General features: G+C 58.6%; 15 protein-coding genes. 5 read left to right on the top strand and 10 right to left on the bottom strand.

Annotation, left to right across the window (positions count from 1 at the left end):
• Positions 1-50: 50 nt before the first annotated feature.
• The 7 genes from J3U87_RS19475 to J3U87_RS19445 all read right to left on the bottom strand — a co-directional run bounded on the left by J3U87_RS19475 (position 51) and on the right by J3U87_RS19445 (position 8,010).
• The gene (locus J3U87_RS19475) at positions 51-1,049 is read right to left on the bottom strand and encodes a TIGR00266 family protein (RefSeq protein WP_237377446.1); all 999 of its coding nucleotides are present in this window, start codon (positions 1,047-1,049) and stop codon (positions 51-53) included.
• A gap of 224 nt (positions 1,050-1,273) precedes the next feature.
• Positions 1,274-2,383 (bottom strand): rod shape-determining protein RodA, encoded by a 1,110-nt coding sequence (rodA, locus tag J3U87_RS19470; protein WP_237377445.1) that lies wholly within the window; start codon positions 2,381-2,383, stop codon positions 1,274-1,276.
• Entirely contained in the window at positions 2,380-4,185 is a 1,806-nt protein-coding gene (gene mrdA / locus J3U87_RS19465) for a penicillin-binding protein 2 (protein ID WP_237377444.1), read from the bottom strand. The genes rodA and mrdA overlap by 4 nt, the downstream gene beginning before the upstream one ends.
• Complete coding sequence (locus tag J3U87_RS19460; protein WP_237377443.1) at positions 4,182-4,664, bottom strand: hypothetical protein; 483 nt, start codon at positions 4,662-4,664, stop codon at positions 4,182-4,184. Before J3U87_RS19460 ends, mrdA begins: the two co-directional genes overlap by 4 nt.
• Positions 4,651-5,496: a rod shape-determining protein MreC gene (gene mreC / locus J3U87_RS19455; RefSeq protein WP_237377442.1), complete on the bottom strand. Its 846-nt coding sequence runs from the start codon at positions 5,494-5,496 to the stop codon at positions 4,651-4,653. The genes J3U87_RS19460 and mreC overlap by 14 nt, the downstream gene beginning before the upstream one ends.
• 245 nt (positions 5,497-5,741) lie before the next feature.
• Positions 5,742-6,785 (bottom strand): rod shape-determining protein, encoded by a 1,044-nt coding sequence (locus tag J3U87_RS19450; protein WP_237377441.1) that lies wholly within the window; start codon positions 6,783-6,785, stop codon positions 5,742-5,744.
• A gap of 148 nt (positions 6,786-6,933) precedes the next feature.
• Positions 6,934-8,010, bottom strand: coding sequence for a mechanosensitive ion channel family protein (locus J3U87_RS19445; RefSeq protein ID WP_237377440.1), 1,077 nt, complete (start codon positions 8,008-8,010; stop codon positions 6,934-6,936).
• A 209-nt stretch (positions 8,011-8,219) separates the two neighbouring features.
• Here J3U87_RS19445 and J3U87_RS19440 point away from each other — a divergent pair, with 209 nt between their 5' ends.
• Positions 8,220-8,768, top strand: coding sequence for a pyridoxamine 5'-phosphate oxidase family protein (locus J3U87_RS19440; RefSeq protein WP_237377439.1), 549 nt, complete (start codon positions 8,220-8,222; stop codon positions 8,766-8,768).
• Between the two features lie 150 nt (positions 8,769-8,918).
• On the opposite strand, the gene J3U87_RS19435 is transcribed toward J3U87_RS19440, so the two are convergent.
• From J3U87_RS19435 to J3U87_RS19425, 3 genes are all read right to left on the bottom strand, one after another.
• Positions 8,919-9,956: a DUF2804 domain-containing protein gene (locus J3U87_RS19435; RefSeq protein ID WP_237377438.1), complete on the bottom strand. Its 1,038-nt coding sequence runs from the start codon at positions 9,954-9,956 to the stop codon at positions 8,919-8,921.
• A 294-nt stretch (positions 9,957-10,250) separates the two neighbouring features.
• The gene (locus J3U87_RS19430; protein WP_237377437.1) at positions 10,251-11,279 is read right to left on the bottom strand and encodes a transcriptional regulator; all 1,029 of its coding nucleotides are present in this window, start codon (positions 11,277-11,279) and stop codon (positions 10,251-10,253) included.
• A gap of 574 nt (positions 11,280-11,853) precedes the next feature.
• Entirely contained in the window at positions 11,854-14,811 is a 2,958-nt protein-coding gene (locus tag J3U87_RS19425; RefSeq protein ID WP_237377436.1) for a M4 family metallopeptidase, read from the bottom strand.
• 620 nt (positions 14,812-15,431) lie between these two features.
• Between J3U87_RS19425 and J3U87_RS19420 the strand changes: the two genes are divergently transcribed.
• From J3U87_RS19420 to J3U87_RS19405, 4 genes are all read left to right on the top strand, one after another.
• Positions 15,432-17,390 (top strand): FG-GAP repeat domain-containing protein, encoded by a 1,959-nt coding sequence (locus J3U87_RS19420; RefSeq protein WP_237377435.1) that lies wholly within the window; start codon positions 15,432-15,434, stop codon positions 17,388-17,390.
• Between the two features lie 90 nt (positions 17,391-17,480).
• A complete protein-coding gene (gene cobU, locus J3U87_RS19415) occupies positions 17,481-18,017 on the top strand; it encodes a bifunctional adenosylcobinamide kinase/adenosylcobinamide-phosphate guanylyltransferase (protein ID WP_237377434.1) in 537 nt (178 codons plus the stop codon).
• 21 nt (positions 18,018-18,038) lie between these two features.
• The gene (locus tag J3U87_RS19410; protein ID WP_237377433.1) at positions 18,039-18,362 is read left to right on the top strand and encodes a 2Fe-2S iron-sulfur cluster-binding protein; all 324 of its coding nucleotides are present in this window, start codon (positions 18,039-18,041) and stop codon (positions 18,360-18,362) included.
• A 670-nt stretch (positions 18,363-19,032) separates the two neighbouring features.
• Positions 19,033-21,780, top strand: a complete 2,748-nt coding sequence (locus tag J3U87_RS19405) for a proprotein convertase P-domain-containing protein (protein WP_237377432.1) — start codon at positions 19,033-19,035, stop codon at positions 21,778-21,780.
• The last annotated feature ends 1 nt before the right edge of the window (position 21,781 follow it).

The raw sequence follows: 21,781 nt of genomic DNA, 5'->3' as shown, positions 1-21,781 counted from the left end.
CTCGCCGGGGCCCTTTTTCTTGCTTCATTGGCTGCCGACGCGATCGGCCATCAATCGCCGTCGAGCAGGTTGCCCAATCCGCCGAGCACGCTGCCTTCACCCTGGCTCCGTCCGCCGGTCTGCGGCGCGGCCGCGTAGATGCGGTCGGCCAGACGCGAGAAGGGCAGGCTTTGCAACCATACGTGGCCGGGACCGGTGACGGTGGCGAACACCAGGCCTTCTCCACCGAACAGCATGGATTTGAAGCCCTTGACCATTTGGATGTCGTAGTTGACGGTCGGCGTGTAGCCCACGATGCAGCCGGTATCGACGCGCAGCATTTCGCCGGGCCCCAGCTCGCGCTCGACGATGGTGCCGCCCGCGTGCACGAAGGCCATGCCGTCACCGTCCAGGCTCTGCATGATGAACCCCTCGCCGCCGAACAGGCCGGTTCCGATCTTTCGCTGCAAGGCGATACCGACCTTGGTGCCCATGGCCGCGGCCAGGAACGCATCCTTCTGGCAGATGAAGCGACCGCCGAGCTTCTGCAAATCCAGCGGAATGATCTTGCCGGGATAGGGGGCACCGAACGCCACGCGTTTTTTGCCCTGTCCCTTGTTGGTGAACCAGGTCATGAAAAGCGACTCGCCGGTCGCCTTCCGCTTGATGCCTTCGAACATTTTGCCCATGAAGCCCTTGTCCGGTTCGGAACCGTCGCCGAACCGGGTTTCCATTTCGATGCCGTCCTGCATGTACATCATGGCGCCAGCCTCGGCGATGACCGTTTCTCCGGGATCCAACTCCACTTCCACGAACTGCATTTCGGTGCCGAACACCTCGTAGTCGACTTCATGGGAACTCATGCCACTTCTGGGCGGTGGCGGCGGCGCGGCCGATCCACCGGACTGCTGTAACGCCGGGACCTTGGAAATCGGGGTCCATTCGGACATGCCGTCGCCGTACACCAACGTGTTCTGGTCGATTTGTCCGGAGTTCAGTTTTTGAAGCAGTGTCGCTTGATTCATGGGGCCTTCCTGCTGGCCGTTCACCGCAATGTACCAGTTGCTCATGACGTCATCCTTCATCCTGGAAAATAACCGGTTCCCGCACAAGGGCCCGGGTTGCACAAACGAGTTTTCGAGGGTGTTCGGCCCTATTCTAACCCGGAATCGCGGCGAACCCGATCAGAATCCCCCATGGGCAGGAAGCGCGAAGGGCAAAAACCCGTTCCGGTGGTGCCGATCTCGCGTTCTGTCGTGCGCCCGGTCCAGGATCGAGACGTCTGGAAACCGATTCAATGATTGACGAAACGGTGGGTACGCACCGACTGGATCAAGCCCAACAGGCTCAAACTGGTCAAAAGGCTACTGCCCCCGTAACTCAGCAGGGGAAAGGGAATACCGGTCGTGGGAACGAGACCGATCAACATCGCCGCATTGAACAGGGTTTGGGTGAACAGGGTCCCGATGACCAACATGACGAGAATGCTGCCCATGGCGTCACTGGCTTCGAGGGCCGTGGTAAAGGCCCGCATGAAAAGCACGAGGAACAGCGCGAATACCAGCGCCACGCCTACGAAGCCAACCTCCTCCGACGCCACCGCCAGGATGAAATCGTTGTGTTGTGCGGGAAGAAATCCCATCTGGGTCTGCTGGCCCTTACCCAGCCCTTTACCCAGCAATCCACCTTGACCGATGCTGATCTTGCTTTGATGGACCTGGTACCCGGTGTTGGAGGTATCGCGGTCGGGATAGATGAAGCTCACGATGCGGTTCTTCTGGTAATCCTTGAGGAAAAAGACCCAATCCGGTTTGAAGACCACGCCCAGGATCAGGATGACCACCAACATGGACCCGGCCACGGTGACCCAAATACTCTCCTTGTTGCCCACCAGGAAATTGGGAATCACGAAGAAGGGCACGTAGACCAGGGCGGTTCCCATGTCCGGCTGCAGGATGATCAGGAAAAAGGGTATGCCGATCAGAATCGAGGAGACGAGGAACTCCAACAGGCTCGACTGGCGCTCCTGGAAACGCGAAAAATACTTGGCGATCATCAACACCGTGGCAATCTTCATGAACTCCGACGGCTGCACGCTCATGAACGGAAGGCGAAACCACGAGCGGGCCCCGTTGATGCGGTCCCCGTAGAGCAGGACCAGGGCCAAGCTGATGATGCCCGCGATGTAGAAGACGTTGGCGTGGGTCACCAGCTTCTTGTAATCGAACTGGCTGAGCACCAGGTAGGCCAACATGCCCAGGCATACCCAGATCATTTGCTTGATCCAGAGATTGGCGTCGAGGGTACTGGCACGCGTGGCGGAGTGGATGAACACCACCCCGAGGCAACACAAGATCATGGTGACCAGAAAAGCCCCGCGATCCAGTAGGCTGAAACGGTTCATGTGGGATCGACCTTCTTGTTTTTGCGCGCCTGGTAGGCTTCCAAAAGAATTTTGGCGATGGGTGCGGCCTTGGCGCCACCCGCGCCGGCGTGCTCCACCAGGACGACGATGGCGACCTCGGCCTCGTCCCTGGGGGCGAACCCGGCGAACCAGGCATTTTTGTATTTATCGATTTTGTGTTCGGCTTCGGAACTGAAGGTGATCAACTGGGCGGTTCCGGTCTTGCCGCAAACGTCGAAACCGGGCACCTGCGCGCGCGAGCCGGTGCCTTGCTCTTTGTTGACCACCCGCCAAAGCGCCTGCTTCACCAGCCGAAAGTACTCCCGCTCCATGGTGGAAATGTGCTTTTTGCGGCCCTCGTTGGGGACGACCGTCTCGTTGAGGCGGCTCTTGAGAAGGAGATGGGGCTGGATGACCTGACCCTCGCTGGCCACGGTCGACATCATGCTCAGCAACTGCAGCGGCGTGGTCTGCAAGCTCCCCTGCCCGATGGACACCGACAGGGTCTCGCCGGGATACCAAATCTTGCCCGAGCGCTGTTTCTTCCACCTGGGCGTGGGCACCAACCCGCTTTTCTCGCCGATCAGATCGATTCCGGTGGTTTCGCCCAAGCCCAGCTCGTGGGCGGTTTTGGCGAGCTGCTCGATATCGAGATCGCGGGCCACGTTGTAGAAATACACGTTGCAGGAGCCCTGCAGCGCGCGCGAAACATCGACATGGCCGTGGCCGCCGCGCTTGTGGCAGTGGAACACGTGGTTGTGCAGTTTGTATTCGCCGTTGCAGAAGTAGGTGGTGTTGGGGGTGATCTTGCCGTTTTGAAGGGCCGACAGGGCCGTGACCACCTTGAAGACCGATCCGGGCGCATAGGCGCCCTGCAGGGGCCGATTGAGCAACGGATTGCCGGGTCGTTTCAACAACTCCTGCCATTGCTCCTGACTGAGGCCCTCGGTGAACATGTTCAGATCGAAGGTGGGCGAAGACACGTAGACGAGCACCTCGCCGGTCTTGACGTCCATCATGACCACCGAACCGGTGCGACCTTCCAGGGTTTCGAAGGCCAGCTTCTGGAGCTCGAAATCCAGGGTCAGAACGACGTCGCCGCCCGGTTGCGGCGCGGTGGTGATCTCGGAAGAGTGGTAGACCCCGCGGTGGTCGGCCACGATGGTGCGTTCGCCGTCGGTGCCGGTCAACAACTGATCGTAGGCCAACTCGATGCCGCTCTTGCCGACCACGTCGCCCAACCGCAGCCGGGGATTCTTGCGCAACGCTTCCTTGGAAGCTTCGCTCACGTAACCCAGCACGTGGGGGAAGAGCCGGCCGTAGGTGTAGTGCCGCTTCTCGGTAGTCTCGATGGCGAGACCCGGATAGCGCATGATGTTGCGCCTGATGCGCATCGATTCGGAGAAGCTGATGTTCTCGATGAGGGTGACCGGCTGGGACAACAGATGGGAGCGGTTGTCGTACTTGCGCTGGAGGGTTTCCTCTTCGGCCTCGAGGAATTCCGCGATGCGGGGTTTGAGCCGGCGCCAGGGCTCTTCCATCTCGTCCCGTCGCAGCAGGAGGTCGTAGGTGGGCATGTTCTGGGTGACCAGGCGCTCGGCACGGTCGTAGATCAAGCCGCGCGTGGCCTTGATGCGGCGCTTCTTGATGCGGTAGCTCTCGCCCAACTCTTCGTAGCGTTCCTGGTTGAGGATCTGAATGCGATAATAGCCGCCCAACACCATCAAAAAACTGAAAATGACAACCCACCGCAGGAAAAAGATCCTGCCTTGAAAGGCAAGTGGAGTAGGTGCCAACCTCATGAATCGCCTCTCGAGAACCTCAGGTTGATAACCAGCAAAAGACCGAAAATCGCGGTGTGGAACAGCGCGTGAAACACCAGAATCGTGGGACTGATGGTGGAGATGTAGGTGTTGAGCAATTTGCCGAGCCCCAAACGCAGGTAGTACTCGGCGACGTAGAAGAGCGCAAACAAACCCAACAAAAAGAGATCTTCATAATTGGGAATCACATGCTTCTTCAATAACATAATAACGTAAACCAGTAACATTTGCGTCATCGTCGCGAGACCTTTGACCTGACCCGTTTGCAGTATGAGATCCAAGCCCAGGGAAAGGATGAAGGTCATGAGGATCGCCCGAACGGTGTCTGTCGATCGGATCACGAAGAAAATCAGGAAGATGGAGAATTCGATCGGCACGCCGTAACGGGTGATCTTGGATTTGGCGAAGGTGAGCAGGATCACCAACAGAAAGCCGCCAAAAAACTTACTCCACTTCAAGGACGGCCTCCTCTGCCGGCCCTTCCAAGGGAACCGGAATCAACACCACTACCTCTTCCAGTCGAGAAAAATCGGTAGAAAATTTGAGCCGCACCTCCTGAAACATGTCGGAAGAGGGCTGACCCGAGGTCACGCGTCCGATGTGGAGGTTTTTGGGAAAGAGCCGATCGAGTCCCGAGGTGGTGATCAGATCACCGACGCCGATCGGTTCGAAATTGGGATAGTTTTCGAGGCGCCCCAGGGCACCGCCCATCCCGGAAACGAAACTCTCGTGGTACCGGGACTCCTGCACCAGTGCGGCGACCGAAGCATTGGGATTGTTGATGGTCATGACCTTGCTGTAATTGCCGGTCACCTCCCAAACCACGCCGACCACACCGGAAGGGCAGGACACGCCGAAATCGGGTTTGATGCCGTGATTGGAGCCCTTGTTGATGATGATCATGTAGTCGTCGCGACGGCTGGTGCGACCCACGACCTCGGCATAGACGTATTTCCAACTCTCGATTTCAGGCAATGTCAGGAGGTCGCGCAGGCGTTGGTTTTGTTTTTCGGCTTCGATCAACCGGGTGCGCACCCGGAACAGCTCTTCCATGTTCTTGCGGAGGCGGGCGTTCTCTTCCTGCAGCTCGGCCAAGGTCTTGCGATCCTCGACCAGTTGGGTCACGGATCCCACCGCGCCGTTGCTGAGGTTCTGAATCGGGCCCACGATGGTCAGGCTCAAGCGTTCGAGCAGGCTGATGCGCTCGTCCACCTGGATCTGGTAGCTGACGATCAGGAACGCCACCAGCTCCAAGGCCAACAAAAGGCTGAGCTCGGGGTACTTTTTCATGAAGCCGAAGCCTGCCAAAGTCACCCCCTCAGCGACGATCCCGATTCGAGATGCGCGTTTCCGTGGAACCGCGATCCACGACAACGACTGCCGGGATGGCGTCCCCCGATTCCCTCACGCTGTGGTTTGCCGTGGGCATGGCGCGTCGCCTCCCTACCCTTCCAACGCGAACCGTCCGGCATGGAAGGAGCCGAACCTGGTGATCGCGCGGTGTTCGAAGATCCCCGACGAGGATCCGAAACATCTCAGCTCTTACGGCACACCCGTTTGAGCAACTTGGGATCGGACAACATCTTTCCGACGCCCATCACCACGCTGAGCAACGGTTCCTCGGCAATACTTACCGGCAAATTGGTCTCTTCCCGTAAGCGAATATCCAAATTCTTGAGCAAGCTGCCGCCGCCGGTGAGGATGATGCCCTTGTCCACCAAGTCGGCCGACAATTCGGGAGGCGTCCGCTCGAGCGCGATCTTGATCGTTTCCACAATGGCGTCGACCGTATCGGCCAGCGCTTCGCGAATTTCGGTGTCGTTGATGACCAATGTCTTGGGAATCCCACTTTCCAGTGAACGACCCTTGATTTCCATTTCCATGGGTTCGTCCAACTTGTAGGCGCTTCCAATTTGGGTTTTGATGTTTTCCGCGGTGCGCTCACCGATCAGCAATCGGTACTTGCGCTTGATGTACTGGACGATGTTCTCGTCCATCGCGTTGCCGGCCACTTTCAAGGTCTTGGAATACACGATCCCGGAAAGGGAGATGACGGCCACATCGGTGGAACCACCACCGATGTCCACGATCATGTTCCCGGTCGGTTCGGTGACGGGCAAACCGGCGCCGATGGCGGCGGCCATGGCTTCCTCGACCAGGTACACGTTGGAAGCGCCGGCCTTCTTGGCACTGTCGCGCACCGCACGGCGTTCGACCTGCGTGATCTCCGCGGGAACGCCGATGACGACATCCACTTGAAACAGGTTGAGGGGTGAAGACTGTTTCTGAGCCTTGCGAATGAAATAGCTCAGCATCTGCTCGGCGACTTCGAAGTCCGCGATGACGCCGTCGCGCATCGGTCGAATCGCCACGATGTTGCTGGGCGTCCGGCCCAACATTTCCTTGGCCTCGTTACCTACCGCTTCAACCCGGCTTTCATCCTTGTTAATGGCAACAATCGAGGGTTCGCGAACGACGATCCCCAATCCTTTGGCGTAAACCAGGCTGTTTGCGGTGCCGAGATCGATGGCCAAGTCTCGATTGAAAGCTGAAAAAATTCGGGAAAAGTTAAATGCCATGATTGCGTTGATCCAATTACAGTTATCGAGACAAAATACGCCGCTGGGAATCATACATTAGAAATATGCTCCGGAGCTAGGATTAAACGAATAAAGATGAGCGATGAAGCTCGCTGTGCTCGGTCTCCAGTGTTCGTCGCGGCTGTCTTCAATCACGAGCCGGATTCCGAGAGGACCCTTCGGGCCACTCCTTGATGTGCAGATCCATCTGGGGAAAGGGAATCCCGATCTCCGCCCGGTTCAACGCCTTGTAGGCACGACTGAGCATGATGTCCTTCACTTCCTCCATGATGGCCGGCTCGCGAACCCAGACCCAAATCTCCCAATCCAGGGAGGATTCACCCATTTGCCGAAACCGCACCCGCGGCGCGGGTACCTGTTCCACCTTATCTTCCACCTTCGCGCACTCCAGGAGCACCTGACGCACCTCGTCGATGTCCGATCCATAGGCGACCGATACCGGGACCCTGAGGCGAAACTTCTCGTAGGGTCCGCCGCTCTGGTTGATGATCGTGGAGTTGCCCATCACCGCGTTGGGGATGATGACCTCCACGTCGTCGTTGGTCAGCAGGCGGGTACTGCGAATGCCGATATGGGTGACCCGTCCGCGGTCCCCATTGTCGAGCACGATGTAGTCGCCGATTTTGAACGGGGAATCGGCGATGATGAAGATGCCCGAAATGAAATTGGCGAGCGAATCCTTGGAAGCCAAACCGATGGCGATACCCGCGACACCGGCGGAGGCCAGCCAGGCGGTCAGGTTCTGACCCCAGGCCAAAATGATGAAGTAGGCCGCGAAGGTCACCACGAGCACTTTGAACACGATCAGGAACAGCGGCTTGGTTTTGGGCTGGATCAACCGCCGCGGGTTTTCGCCCTCGCTCAGCCAATCCACCAGATCGCCGGAGAAGTTGAGCGCCGCCAGCATCCAACTGATGACCACCATGGTTACCAGAAGTCCGAAAATCAGGTGCCGCAGGCTGGGGTTGAACGATATGAACTGAAAGGCCTGCCAGATGCCGCCCAATACGATCGACACGGTCACCGGAGATTGCAGCGAATCAATGAAGTGATCGTCGATTTTCGTCTTGGTTTGGCTGGCGATTCGCTTCATGGTGCGAGACAGAAAGAAGCGCACGCATCCAGCCAACAAAAATGATCCGAGCAAGATCAGCAAGGCGTAGATGCTCGGATGTCTCAATTCATCGGGAATCTCGAAATTCAAGGAAAGGCCCTCCCTATCGAGCGTCACCAGACTTGGCCGGTCCGCGTGATCTTGGCGGCGATACCCTACTGCAAATCGTGTTAAAACAAGCTGCGAGCTTATCACAGCAAACGTATAAGCGAATCGTCAACCCACATGTAAGGTACTGGATTACGAATTGGAAGCGGAGCTTGGTACCGTTTCCCATCATCGTCATCAGGAGGATCGCCATGGCCGCCTTTTTTGACAGTCTGGACAAGAAACTGATCGATTTCATCCATCGCCAAAAGATTTTTTTCACCGCAACGGCACCGGCCGAGGGCCGTATCAACCTATCCCCGAAAGGCATGGACACCTTTCGGTGCCTCGACGAAAAAACGGTCGGCTATCTGGACCTTACCGGAAGTGGTAACGAAACCGCGGGGCACCTGAACGAAAACGGTCGCATGACCTTCATGTTCTGCAGCTTCGACAAGCAGCCGCGGATTTTGCGGTTGTACGGAACCGGTCGAGTCGTCAGACCCGATGAATCGGAATGGACATCGCTGATCACCGCCTTCGAGTTGATGCCTGGCGTCCGCCAACTGATTCTGATGGACATCGAATCGGTACAGACCTCCTGCGGATACGCCGTCCCCGAATACCAACTCGTGAGAGAGCGTCCGACGCTGATCGCCTATTCCGAAAAGAAGGGACCGGATGGGCTCGAAGCGTACCGGCAAGAGAAGAACCTGAGAACGATCGACGGTAAACCGGTCTATCCCGCCTATCCACAATAACGCGTGCCCATCCAGGGCGATGTGCTCGCCTTCTCTGGCGAGCCATCGGTTGGATGGGCGTGCTTTCGGCCATACACCGGAGCATGCAGCCGATCCGAAACGTCGCCAACTTTTAGCCTCCACACTCTTCGAATCCTCGATGGATGGACATCACCACTTGGCATAGTGGTCTTCGGCAAAGCCGTAGAGGCCGTCGAGGCGGATCGTTTCTCCCGATTCGTCGCGCAGGCTTCCGTAATATTTGCCGAAGACCTGCTTGAAATTGGAGGCGAGCAATCCGAAGTTACGGCACTCGCGACGCGTCCCCTCCGGCTCGAAACGCAAATCGAGCAGGCCGTCGTGGGAAGTCATGGTCCAGGTTCGCTCCGGGTTCAGGCGATCGAAGTGAAAGTTCACCATATCCAGCTTGGTGAAACGGTGATCCAACCAGAAGCCACATTCGGTGAACCCGGTCTCGTTGACACCGGCGGCAATGTTCAGCCCCAACCAGCGACCGTCTGGCAACCTTCCCGAAAGGCAGCCCCAGTTCCAAAAGGTCTCGCGCCGCATGTAGCCGCAGCTCCAATCGTAACTGCCGGCAAGGTTCGATGCGCCCAGGTCAAATTCGCGACCATCCCACTGCAGACACCCCCGAACCGGTAAACCCGCCGCCTTTTGGGTGTAGGTCCATCCCTGGTAGCCCGACCGGGTACAGATCGCGAGGGGTCGAAAGCCCTCCGGTTCTTCGAGGTGCATTTCCAGTTGAAGCCGCTTGCCGATCTGGGCCTGGACGCTGCGCACCCGGGGCCGTGCCTCCGCGACCATGGTGACGCGATTGTTTCCCCGAGCGAAGCTGGCCCGCCCTGCATCGGGTCGCGGGTCGATCGATGTCTTGCGCCCCAATGGCTGGAGAAAGCTGAACTCCTCCAGGTGACGCCGAACCGGGTCGTAGAGGTAAAAAAAGGCGTTGCCCACCCACTTCAGGTCCACCACGGCACAGCCCATCACCAGTTCGGGTCCGCATAGACCCACGAATTGGAACTGTTTGAAGCCGCTCCATCGAGCCAGCTTGCCGCACGGCCGATCCATGGCGCTGCGGAGATCGAAATCGCGGTAGTTGACGAATTCGACGGGCCGCTCAAAAATGCCGAATCGCGGCAGCCCGTTTGGATCGATCAGCTTTTCCACCATATCCGAGACATTCGCCATCCCTCTCCCCTTCCCCGCGGCCTGGCCCTAACCACGACTCACGGCACCCCATATCGCCCGAAGCGGATTCGTTTTCCTGGAGACGGCCCATCATACCGCGTCCATGGCGAACTGCCCAAGCCCTCCCCCCGCTCCTGGCTCCCCCCTGATTGGGCTCCGGACCGGCCAGAACGAGAAAAGGCCCGACCGCCCAGTTTGGGACGGCCGGAGCCATTGCGGTTGCCGAGGTATTTCTTGATGGATCGAGTCTAAATCGGTTACCGATCTCCGTGGTGTCGACGGCCGGTGCCGGGCCTACATCGATCCTTTGTCTTCATGCTGCGCGAGAATGAACGTGTCGATGAATTGGGCTTGATGGCCGATTTGACTGGTGAGAAACACGACCGCCTCCTCCAAAGATCGAAACGGCATGTCGTTCATGTGAATCTTCCCACCCGGGTATTCCAGCGAGTAAGAGAGCTGATGGACCTCGGGATCCCACAGCGGATCGAGCACCAAATCGCAGCTCAGCAATTCGGCCAGGTTGACCTGTTCCCGGGTTTTGCCTTTCAAGCTGGGCACACTGAAGGCCTGGTCGATTTGAACACTGGGTATGCATACGAAATCGTAGCTTTGGGAGAGCCGTTCGCGAATAAGACATGAGACGGGCATCTGGTTGTCTCGCGATTTGTGAACGACGCCGACCTTGAAAGCCTTGGCGTTGCCCTGGGCCTGGTCGATGACCGCTGGCACCGCGGGTCGTGGCTCGGCCTCGCCGAGCAGATGGCTAAAGGTGAATCCGGCGGCCAAGGAGATGAGAATCGAGGCGGCCAGCACCAAACGGGCTCCGAATTGACCAACCGCGAGTGTCAGCGGTTTGGATGGGTCGGTCTTGGCGGGTGGTGAATCGGTTTGCGGGGAACTATCGACAGCGGAGACAGAGGCCTCCGATATGGAGAGTTCGCCCGGCTTCATGAGCGCGGTCTCTTTTGCCTGACGGAGCGCCAGCAGATTGGGATTCTCCTCGAAATGAGTTTCCGTTTGGGGAAAGACCCACTGATAGCCGCGATTGCGTGAACTGGTGAGAAAAGCTTGGGATTCCTCCCGCCCACCGAGGCAGTGGCGGATCTCCTTGATGCTCTGGTAGAGCACGTTGGGGGTCACGGAAGTTTCTTTCCAAACGATTTCCAGGAGCTCCTGGCGAGAAAGGGGACGGTCGCGGTGTTCAATGAGAACTTCAAGGGACTTGGCGGTTTTGGGTCGCAATAACTCCTCACCGCCGGGCCAGGCCAGCTTGCCGGAATCGGGCTCGAAGAGAAATGGATCGAATGTATAAAACTTCATGATAAACCTACCTTGGATTGAAATTGGCCAAAGCGGCCAAATGGAATGAAGGACAATGCGGAGCCAGGAAGAAGGCCTTGAACGAAGATTCAGTTTGCGTTCAGAGAACCTCTCCAAACAGAAACTCCTACGTTCAAACCCGCGATTTACATTCGATTTACAGGTATTTTACACGGCTCGCATTATAAACATACCCACCAAAGGTTCAACAGTAAAATTTGCCGTGACGTGTCATAAACTACAATTGAAAAATATCCCTACCAACGAGAGTAACCCGAATGACTCCATTTCCCAGGCCAATCGCCTCATTCGGAGTCATGGGCTCCGATCGGGACTTCGTGTTTCGAACTCGCTTTTCCGCGAGGGAACGAGGCATTCCGCAACGCGGCGAGACGTTCGATTTCGGGAACGGAAGTGCACTCCAGGACATCCGGCGCCCCTCGAGGAATGTGCGCGGAACCCAAGAACTCGCGGGCTCCGCACACGCAGGAGAGTCGGTCCCGTACAGAGTCCCGACCGACCTTGGTCGAGGCTCCTGGTGGTCCTCGGTTCGAACCGAGGACCGAGTACGTACCTACTCGAGCACGCGTTCCAGCCAGGGCAGGATTGCGTCGATGGTGGCGGCGTGCTGCTCATCGGCACCGATGTTGGGTCTCTGGCCACAGAACAACTCACCGAAAGAGCAGTTGAAGTTACCGGTCGTGAACTGGCAGTGGCTGCCGCCCTCGATCGTCACCAATTCCTTGTCCGCTGAAGCGAGCGCTTCGAACATGGGTATTTGGTGTTCCGCCGGCGGCGTGATGCAGTCGCGACTGGCCGCCACGACCAAAGCCGGATTGGTGATATTGCCGGCGGCCGCGATTGCGGAGGGATTGGTTTCCGCCGCCGCCAGGGTGACCAGCGCGGTGATCTGGGGGTTGTCGGCCATCGCGAGAAATGCCGAGCCGCCGCCCATGGAGTGACCCATGACCGCCGAAGTACCACTGACCGAGGAGGCGAATTCGGTTTCGACGGCACCGACCACGAAGGCCAGATCTTCGCCGAACCGCGCGTGGCTCGGCGAGAAGCCCGACTCCGTACGTGGCAGGGCCACGATGTACCCGGCGGGCACCAGGCCATCGGAAAGGTAGCCGTAGGCATTGGTTCCGATGGTGAAACCGTGACCGAATACCAGAACCGGGAAGTCACAGCCTTCGAGAATCGGCGCATTGGAACCACCCGTATCGGAGGGATAGTAGACATCGGTTTGAATGTTACGGCCGTCGTTGTTGAAGGTGATGGTCCGTGAACCGATCGCGAATCCGTTGCCGCAATCATCGCCGGGATCCGTCACGGTCACGGTTTCGCGAGCCGAGTCGGAGAGCCCTGCCTCGTCCGTCACGGTCAGGGAGATTTCGTAGGTGCCGGCGGCCGCGTAATCGTGTGACGCGGTGGCGCCGGTTCCGATGGCGCCATCGCCGAAGTCCCAGTCATAGGCCACGATCGAGCCGTTTTGCGTGCTGCTGCCGGTTCCGTCCACATCCACGGTCAGATCCTCTGCCACCAGACGGATCACGGCGGTCGGCGGTACTTCGTTGCCGTCGTCGGACACGGTGACGGTTTGCGTCGTGGCATCCACGGCACCGTCGTTGTCGGTCACCGTCAAGGTCACCTGGTAACTTCCGTCTGCCGCGTAGGCGTGGGTCGAAATCTGGCCGGATCCGCTGTTGCCGTCTCCAAAATTCCAGGCGTATTGAGAGATGGTGCCATCGGAATCGCTACTGGCGGAGGCATCGAAGGTGGCGTCCAGGCCATCGGTAGAGAAGCTGAAGGCCGCAGCCGGCGGATCATTGGTGGGACCGCCGCAATTCGCTCCGGGATCGGTCCAACTGCCGTTGATGCCGACCGCGTCCCAGGCCTTCATGATGGCCACGTACTCGCAGGAGTTTTCGCCGAATTGGTTGACCGCGGCTTGAGCCGAGGCATAACGCAAGTCTTCGAAGGTCGCGTTGCTGGTCAGCAACTGCGCATTGGTTTCATAGAAGATGTGGAGCGCCTTGACGATGCCGATGGCCGGCACTTGGACATTGGTCTTACCGCGAGGATGGGAGCCGCCCTCGCACAGGAGATAGAACGCCAGGTTGGCGATGCCGCTGTTGGTGTGCACGCCGCAGTTGTCGTTGCTGCTGTTGGGGGTGCAGTTCGGGTAGTTGCGCTCGGGGTAATAATCCGCGGAGCGGCCATCCTCGGTGGGATTGTCCATGTAGCGCAACGCCTCGCCCAGTTGGCTGCCGGCGATGTCGTCACCCAACAACCAGGTTTCGCGGAACGTCCGGAACTGCGCCGGATTGCCGTCGGACGGGTCCTTGCCTTCCAATGCCAGCGACTGAACCCAGGCTTCGGTCCCGGCACCGAAAATATCGGACATGGCCTCGTTGATCGCGCCCGATTCGCGCTGGTAGACCAGGTTGGAAGTGGAGTTGGTGACGCCATGGGTCAGTTCGTGTGCGGTAACGTCGAGGGAAAGCGCGGTCTCTTTCAGAATTTGCCCGTCACCGTCGCCGTAGACCATTTGGTTGTAGGGAGCCGGCAGGAACGCGGCATTGTTGGGCGAGCAATTGACGGGAAAAATGCCGGTGGAAAAGGTGATGTGCACCGTCGAGACCAGCGGAATGCCGTTGCCGTCCCAAGAATCGCGATCGAACATGTGGTGGTAGAACCACCAGGTCGCACCGGTATTGTCGTAAGCTCCCTGGGCCACTTCGTCACTGGAGGAACCTCCTTCGGAAATGACTTGCTGTCCTGGCAGTGACGCTCCGAAAATCGCGGAAAGACAGCCGCCATCCACGTCGTGAATGCGCCGCTCGAGGGCGCTGTGAATCAGGTTCACACTGTTCTCGAGCCGGCCGCCCTTCACATTGAGATACATCCGCTCCATGTAGAAGGCCTGCTCGTCGACGAACTCCAAGACGAACTCGAAGGCCAGGACCGGAAGGGCGTCGTTTGGTGCGTAGACCACCAGATCGGGCTGTTCCAGCACGCGGTAGGGTAGCTTGGCTGCCGCTTCGCTGGGGATCCCCAGGTAGTCGGCGATGGCGTGAATATAGTGCTTCTCGGTAAATCCGATCCGGCCCACGCGCAGGTCGATGCCGTCACGAACGGTCCCCATCACCGCCGCCACTCTGCCCTCGAGATCCGTCTGCAGCACCAGTTCACCTCCGCGAACCTCCAGACCGCGATAGGTCTGCTGCATGCGGTAGTACCGGTTCTCTCCGTGAACCTCTTGCGATACCGCGATCACCTGATCCTGAGCGCCGATTCGGTACAACCCGCGCAACTGATCCTGGAACAGGGCCTCGGCCTCCGCGGCCGAATGCGCCAACATACCGGCTCGGCCTCCCAAGTAGCGAACGGAGGCGTCGTCACCGAGATGGACGCGGGAAAAGCCCAATCCCCGAGCCAGGCTTTCGGTCGCTTCGTGTTGCGCCACGAGGGCGGGCGAAGAACCCAAAAAAAACAATAGAACGATGAATTTCAAGCTTCGAAAAAGCATTTTCTTTCCTCCAAGCACGCTCGGCCCGGCCTATTCATTTCGGTGAAGCCAGCACGCTGAGGCCCCACCGAAAAACGAAAAAAAGCAGATTCCAATACCACAACAAAACCATGCAGAACTCGAATGTAACCAAGAGCCTAGATACAGATAGGACAGCCGGAGCCGAAAGGGCGCCAAGTCGTAGTGATGATTGAGGTCGGTTGCGGTGTCATCAAGCTTACAAAGGTGCAGTGGCGGCAAGTAGTGAAAGATGGTTGAAACTGGGCGGCTGCCGGCCTACTTGGCGAACCCGGCATTGGCTGAAACGGCACAAACGGAGCCAACGGAACTGGTTATCTTGTTTCGCAAGTCATATTTCAGTTACCCATAACTGAAACTGAAGGCCGGAATTCAGACTTTCAACCACAAAGTTGACGCATGTGTTCAGCTATTTTTCAAACAGGCACCGTGCAACACCGCATCACTTCACAAAACACAACCTTTACCTAAAAATTACCTTTTCTTTATTTAACCAAACAGTGGTTCGAGCGGTTTCGTGCCGCCTCGCGGCTTCTCCACCAAAGATGCTCATCCTCCGAGTAACAATTTGTAAAAAGGAGATCGCAGTCCGAGGAGTCGTTGTGTCATTTGAGCAACCCCACGGGGAAATGAGCTACGAGGTACACGTGATGAAAAAGTGGGCTGCGCGCTTCCGCCAACGTCGAGATTCTCGATGGGCGCCAATTCTTCTCCTGATTGCTTTTTGCGAACTCACTCCGGCCGCGGCGATCGACGCCGTCACCGCCAACTCCTTGGGCCAGTCCACCCGACTCTGGATGAACCAGGCCCAGAACCAGTACGAAGAAGTGGAACTCGATCTCCTCATGGACAGCGGTGCCGAAACGCGATCGCTCGCCCTGGGCGACCTGGACGGCGACGGAGATCTGGATCTGTTCCTGGGTAACGATGGGGCCAACGAGGTTTGGCTGAACGACGGGTTCGGCAACTTCACCAATACCGAACAACAGTTGGGCACACCGGTCGTCGACAGTGACGAGGATGGTGACGACGAGGATACTGAGGAGGACACCGAAACGACGGTAACCAACAGCGTCAACGTGGTGCTGGGCGACATCAACGGCGACGGGGACCTGGATGCGGTGGTCGCCAATTGGAACGGCGCGCCGACCATCTGGACCAACATCGGCGGGGCCTTTTTCGTGGCTTCCGACTTCCAGTTTCCTTCCGACATGGAGGACGTACGCGCCCTCGCCTTGGGCGACATGGATCGCGACGGCGACCTGGACCTGGTATTGGGAAAAACCAATGCGTACGAGATTCAGGTTTGGCGGAACAACGGCGCTGGGATCTTCGATTTGCTGGTCGTCAACCAGGACGAGGTGGACGCGGCGGAAGAAGACGATGACGAAGACACCGTCGTTGAACCGCGTGGCTACAGGTTCAACAGCTTCAGCCCCTTTTTCCTGTCGCTGGGCGACTTGGACGGCGACGACGACTTGGACGTGTTTGTCGCCAACATCAACGACGCCCCGAATTCGGTACTGTTCAACAACGGGGACGGCGAATTGAGCGACTCGCTGCAGCTCCTCGGATTCCAACGCAGTACTTGCGTCAAACTCGGTGACCTGGATGCGGACGGCGACCTGGACGCCTTCGTCACCAACAGTGATCAGGACTGTGACGGCGCCAACCACATCTGGCTCAACGACGGCAGTGGTGCCTTCGAGGACGGCGCCTACTTCGGCAACAGCCCGAGCATGTGGGTCGATCTCGCCGACCTTGACGAGGACGGCGACCTGGACGCATTCGTGGCCAACCGGGGCGATAGCGGTTCGCCCAATCGCGTGTGGCTGAACGACGGATCGGCGCAATTCTCGGATTCGGGTCAACGGCTGGGATCCAATCGCACCGCGGCGGTGGCCCTGGGGAACATTCGCAACCTGGAGACGAGCGACAAGGCCACACTGATCGCACTTCCACCGGATTCTCTCTCCTATCAAAACGCGACGCTGACCCTGATCAACGGAACCAGTGTGCAGCAGAGCTATGCACTGGAGGCTTTCGACCAGGATGGCAACTCGATCGCGACCCTCCAAGGCGTTTTGCCGGCCAAGAGCAATCGCGAACTGGCCATTGCGGACATCGCGCCATCCAAGGCCACGGCGGCCCCGGCCTACTTCAAACAAGGAGATGAGGTCGTGGTTCAGACCTTCCTCACCATCGCCGGGCAAGAGGGACCCAAGTACCACGCCCTGGCGCTGCCCCAGGTCGGCAGGACCTGGTCCTTCGCGACGGGAGATGCCGGCAACGATCACCACTTTCGCGTGATCAACCCACAGCCACGGGAGACCTCGGTCTCGATCAGCCTCGTCGACGAGACGGGAACCGCCGCCGAGACTCGCAACCTGACGATCCCCGCCAACGGAAGCGCAAGCGTGGCCTGGCAGACCCCACAAAATGCAGACGAGAACTGGCGATACCAAGTGGAGGCCCAGGTGCCCGTCGGTGCCTGGACTCTGCGTCAATTTCCCGAGAAGCCGGGCCACGTCTACACCATTCAGCCGCTGCCGAATCGGTAGGGCCGACGGCGGGGTTGCGAATTCGAATCCAACCGGTTAGGGTTGATCAACCGAACTCTTCTGCCACCGAGCGCGAACAGGAGGAGACTGTTGCGGAAGATCACCCTGATCACCGGCGGATGTCGCTCCGGAAAAAGTGCTTACGCTCTGTCCCAGGCCATGCGACACGCGGCGCCTCGGGCCTTTCTCGCGACCTGCCCGAGGATGGACGACGAAATGGCGGCCCGCATCGAACGCCACCAGAAAGAGCGTGAAGCCGACCAATGGCACACAGTGGAGGAGGAGACCAACCTCTCGAAAGCCCTCACGGCCTTGGAATCCTATCCCGTCATCGTGCTCGACTGCCTGACGCTATGGATCAACAACCTGCTCTATCACCAAGGAACCCTGGCCTTGCCGGAGGAGCGAATGGCGGAATTGACCGAAGAGTTCGTGACCAAGTGTGAGACTCAATCCGGGCATCTGATCGTCGTCACGAATGAAACGGGGCTGGGCATTACGCCGACGAACGACCTCGCCCGCCATTTTCGCGACCTGGTGGGTCGCTGTAATCAAATCTTCGCCAGTCGCGCCGACCAGGTGGTGCTGATGGTTTCCGGCATTCCGGTGACGATCAAGGCGCCGTGACCCGACTCCCCCGAGGACGTCATGAAAGGGATCGAGCGTGCCACCGGCACCAAAACCTTCGAGGTTCGTTTCTCCGGGTCGGACGTGCCGTCGATGGAAGTCGCTGCCGGCCTGCCGCTGGATCGGGTCCTCACGGACGACCTGGACCCCATTCCATTCGGATGTCGCACGGGTGTGTGCGGCACCTGCCTGTGCGAAGTGACCGAAGTTCGCGACGGCGTGCTGAGCCCCCCGGACGAGCGAGAACAGGAGTTGTTGGCGTTTTACGCGCCCGGCAACGCGACAGCCCGCCTCGCTTGCCGCCTCACCGTCACCGCGAACCTGAAGCTCAAACCACTGCATTGAGCATGTCGTGAGAAGCGCGAGGAAAATCCTGTCGCAACGGTCGGAGAGCCGAACCCTGTGACTTTCGACACAAGATCACATTTCCCAAACACCGAAAAACTGGGCAATGCAAAGATACAAAAATGTTACCTTTGCCTAACACTTGCTTAACGTAGGGCACCTATCCTTCGCCCTGGTTCTCAGGAACCCTTTTTCTTTCGGATTCCCACCGGTAAGACCCTGAATTGGGGTCGGTTTCCTCTTTGCGCTTCCCTTTCTCTCATGGATCCATCCAATCGAATGACGAACTGCCGAACCCGATCGAATCGATGTCCGCTCGAGCCCTGATCTTGTGGGTGCAACGGTGTCAGGTGCATTCGCCCCACAGTTTCGGCCGCTTGCGGACCACTCACGATGGGATAGTTCCTTTGGAAAGGTCGCGACCCCGGTTTTCCGGCGATCGTCCCAACGACATCTTTTTCCGCGCCATCCCGTGTGTCGGCAACGACTGTCGGGTTGTCGTGGCATCGAGAGTTCGACCCATCGGAGACGTATCGTTCGTTTCTCACCGGATGAGGAAGCTCCTTCAGGGAGCTTCGAGCCGAGGACCGCAGGGTTTCCATCCTCTCATTTCCATTTTCATCCACATGTGATTCCGCGGGACACCCCGCGCTTGTTTTGAGGAGAAATCATGAAAACCACGAGCCGTTCCTTCTGGAAGGGTCTGACGGCATTGCTATTCTCTGCTGGTTTGTTTCTGAGTCTGTTCGGGGCCACGGAAAAGTATCGGCTTACCTGGCGCGACAATCCGGCGACGACCATGGTCGTCGGTTGGGTCCAGACCAGCGGCAGCAGCCCCAAGGTTCATTACGACACCCAAGACCACGGAACCAACACCCAAAACTACAGCTTTCAGATGAGTCCCAGCGTCAGTCGCTCGTCCAAGGGCATGACCCACCAATTCGCCCGACTGACCAACCTTCAACCGGACACCGCCTACTATTTCGTGGTCGCGGACAGCAACAGCGTCAGCCAACGATTCTGGTTCCGAACCGCGCCCAGCAGCGCCGAACCCTTCACGATGATTGCGGGCGGAGATTCCCGCAACAATGCCTCCACGCGACGCAAGGCGAACCGGATGGTCGCCAAGTTGCGCCCGCTGTTCGTGGCGTTCGGCGGCGACATGACCGATGCCGACAGCAACAGTCAATGGCAACAGTGGCTGGAGGACTGGCAGGACACCATCGCCAGCGACGGCCGGATGTTCCCGATCGTCGCGGCTCGCGGCAACCACGAGCGCGCCAATTCGGTGATCGTGAACATCTTCGACGTTCCCCATTCGCAGGTCTACTACGCGCTGACCTTTGGCGGAAACCTGCTGCGCACCTATACCTTGAACTCCGAAGACACCGAGGGCGGCAACCAGGCCAATTGGCTGTCCGGTGACCTCCAATTCAACCAGAACGTCACCTGGCGCATGGCTCAATATCACAAGCCCATGCGCCCTCACGTGAGCTCGAAAAGCGAGGGCTGGGACGAATACGACGCCTGGGCCGACCTCTTCTACCAACACAAGGTCCAACTGGTCGTCGAATGTGATTCCCACTGCGTGAAATCCAGTTGGCCGGTGCGCCCGACCTATGGCTCCGGTAACGACGAGGGCTTCGTTCGCGACGACGAAAACGGCACCGTCTACGTGGGAGAAGGCACCTGGGGCGCCCCCTTGCGCTCCGCCAACGACGGCAAGAACTGGACGCGCAACAGCGGCAGTTTCAACCAATTCAAGTGGATCCATGTCACGCCGCAACGCATGGAAGTCAAAACGATTCTTTACGAGAACGTCAGCCAGGTCGGGCAAGTGAACGACAACGACCCTTGGGCGGAACCATCCGGATTGGATGTCTGGAATCCCAGCAACGGATCGGTCATCGTGATCGAGAACGATCAGATCGGCCGCCCGACGGTTCAAATCACCCAGCCTCAGGACAACCAATTCTTCGACGAAGGCCAAACCGTCCAAATCAATGCTCAGGCGAGCATGAGTGACGGCACCATCGGCTCCGTTCGCTTTTACGCGAACGACACCTATCTGGGCCAGGACACCTCGGCCCCCTACAGCTTCTCGTGGAACCCGTCGGCAAACGGTGAGTACCGGCTGCGCGCTTTGGCGACCGCGAACAACGGCGAGACCGCCGAAGATACGGTCGAAATCAGCGTCGGTGTGCAGACCCTGCTTCGCACGGTCAGCCAGGGCACCGACGATGCGGAAGAACGATCTTCCGGCAGTATGTATCTCGACAGTTCGGACCTGGAGTTGGTCCGCGATGGGACGAGAGACCAGATCGTCGGCATCCGGTTCAACAACCTGCACGTTCCACCCGGTGCGTCGGTGAGCAGCGCTTACATTCAATTCACGGTCGACGAGACAAGCACGGAAACGACCAGCCTTCAAATCTTCGGTGAGGACACGGGCGACGCGACCACGTTCTCCGGAAGCAGCGCCAATATTTCCAGCCGCGTTCGAACCTCGAGCAACGTGGCTTGGCATCCCTCTTCCTGGTCATCGAGGGGTGCATCGGGTGCGGCTCAGCGAACCCCCAATCTGGCCGAAATCGTCGAGGAAATCGTCGATCACCCGAGCTGGCAGTCCGGCAATGCGATGGTGTTCCTCTTCGACGGTGAAGGCCGACGGGTCGCGGAAGCCTACGAAGGCGAATCCGACAAGGCAGCCGAACTGAGCGTGATCTTTTCCGGTGGAGACGGTCCGCCGCCCGGCGACGACGGTTTGCAGAACGGTCAGCCGGTAAGCAATCTGTCCGGCGCGCAGAACAGCGAGCAATTCTTCCAAATCACGGTACCCGCCAATACCTCGTCCCTGGATTTCAAAATCTGGGGCGGCAGTGGTGACGCCGACATTTATATTCGCTACGGGCAAAAACCAACGACCAGTTCGTGGGACCATCGACCCTACCTGAACGGCAACAACGAATCGGTGAATATCGCCAATCCCGCTGCGGGCACCTGGCACGTCATGATTCGCGCCTATCGCGCCTATTCGGGTCTGTCGCTTCAAGCCGACTACAGCAACCAGGGCGACTCGAAGGTCTACCAAAACGACAACGACCTCGCCATTCCCGACAACGACAGCGCGGGTGTTCAAAGCGCCATCGACGTCACGCACAACGGCGACAGCGGCACGATCGCCGTTACGGTGAACCTCGACCACACCTACATCGGCGATCTCACGGTCAAGCTCCGCGCACCCAACGGATCCGAATGGACGCTTCACGACAAGTCCGGCGGGTCCAGTGACGACATCAACCAAACCTATCAGGTCAATGCATCCGGCCGCGAGGCGATCGGTCGTTGGATCCTTTGGATCAACGACACCGCCGGACAGGATACCGGCACGCTGACTTCCTGGAAAATCGAGTTTTAAC

The organism is Sulfidibacter corallicola (genome assembly GCF_017498545.1).
GTDB classification, from domain to species: domain Bacteria; phylum Acidobacteriota; class Holophagae; order Acanthopleuribacterales; family Acanthopleuribacteraceae; genus Sulfidibacter; species Sulfidibacter corallicola.
The sequence above is the reverse complement of the archived record's forward strand: the minus strand, read 5'-3'. Positions and strand labels throughout refer to the sequence as shown.

Coding starts and splice junctions, on each gene's coding strand:
- J3U87_RS19440 (WP_237377439.1), top strand. CDS start 8,220: ATGGCCGCCTTTTTTGACAGTCTGGACAAGAAACTGATCGATTTCATC.
- J3U87_RS19475 (WP_237377446.1), bottom strand. CDS start 1,049: ATGAGCAACTGGTACATTGCGGTGAACGGCCAGCAGGAAGGCCCCATG.
- rodA (WP_237377445.1), bottom strand. CDS start 2,383: ATGAACCGTTTCAGCCTACTGGATCGCGGGGCTTTTCTGGTCACCATG.
- J3U87_RS19410 (WP_237377433.1), top strand. CDS start 18,039: ATGAAAGGGATCGAGCGTGCCACCGGCACCAAAACCTTCGAGGTTCGT.
- J3U87_RS19435 (WP_237377438.1), bottom strand. CDS start 9,956: ATGGCGAATGTCTCGGATATGGTGGAAAAGCTGATCGATCCAAACGGG.
- mreC (WP_237377442.1), bottom strand. CDS start 5,496: ATGAAAAAGTACCCCGAGCTCAGCCTTTTGTTGGCCTTGGAGCTGGTG.
- mrdA (WP_237377444.1), bottom strand. CDS start 4,185: ATGAGGTTGGCACCTACTCCACTTGCCTTTCAAGGCAGGATCTTTTTC.
- J3U87_RS19450 (WP_237377441.1), bottom strand. CDS start 6,785: ATGGCATTTAACTTTTCCCGAATTTTTTCAGCTTTCAATCGAGACTTG.
- J3U87_RS19425 (WP_237377436.1), bottom strand. CDS start 14,811: ATGCTTTTTCGAAGCTTGAAATTCATCGTTCTATTGTTTTTTTTGGGT.
- J3U87_RS19405 (WP_237377432.1), top strand. CDS start 19,033: ATGAAAACCACGAGCCGTTCCTTCTGGAAGGGTCTGACGGCATTGCTA.
- J3U87_RS19430 (WP_237377437.1), bottom strand. CDS start 11,279: ATGAAGTTTTATACATTCGATCCATTTCTCTTCGAGCCCGATTCCGGC.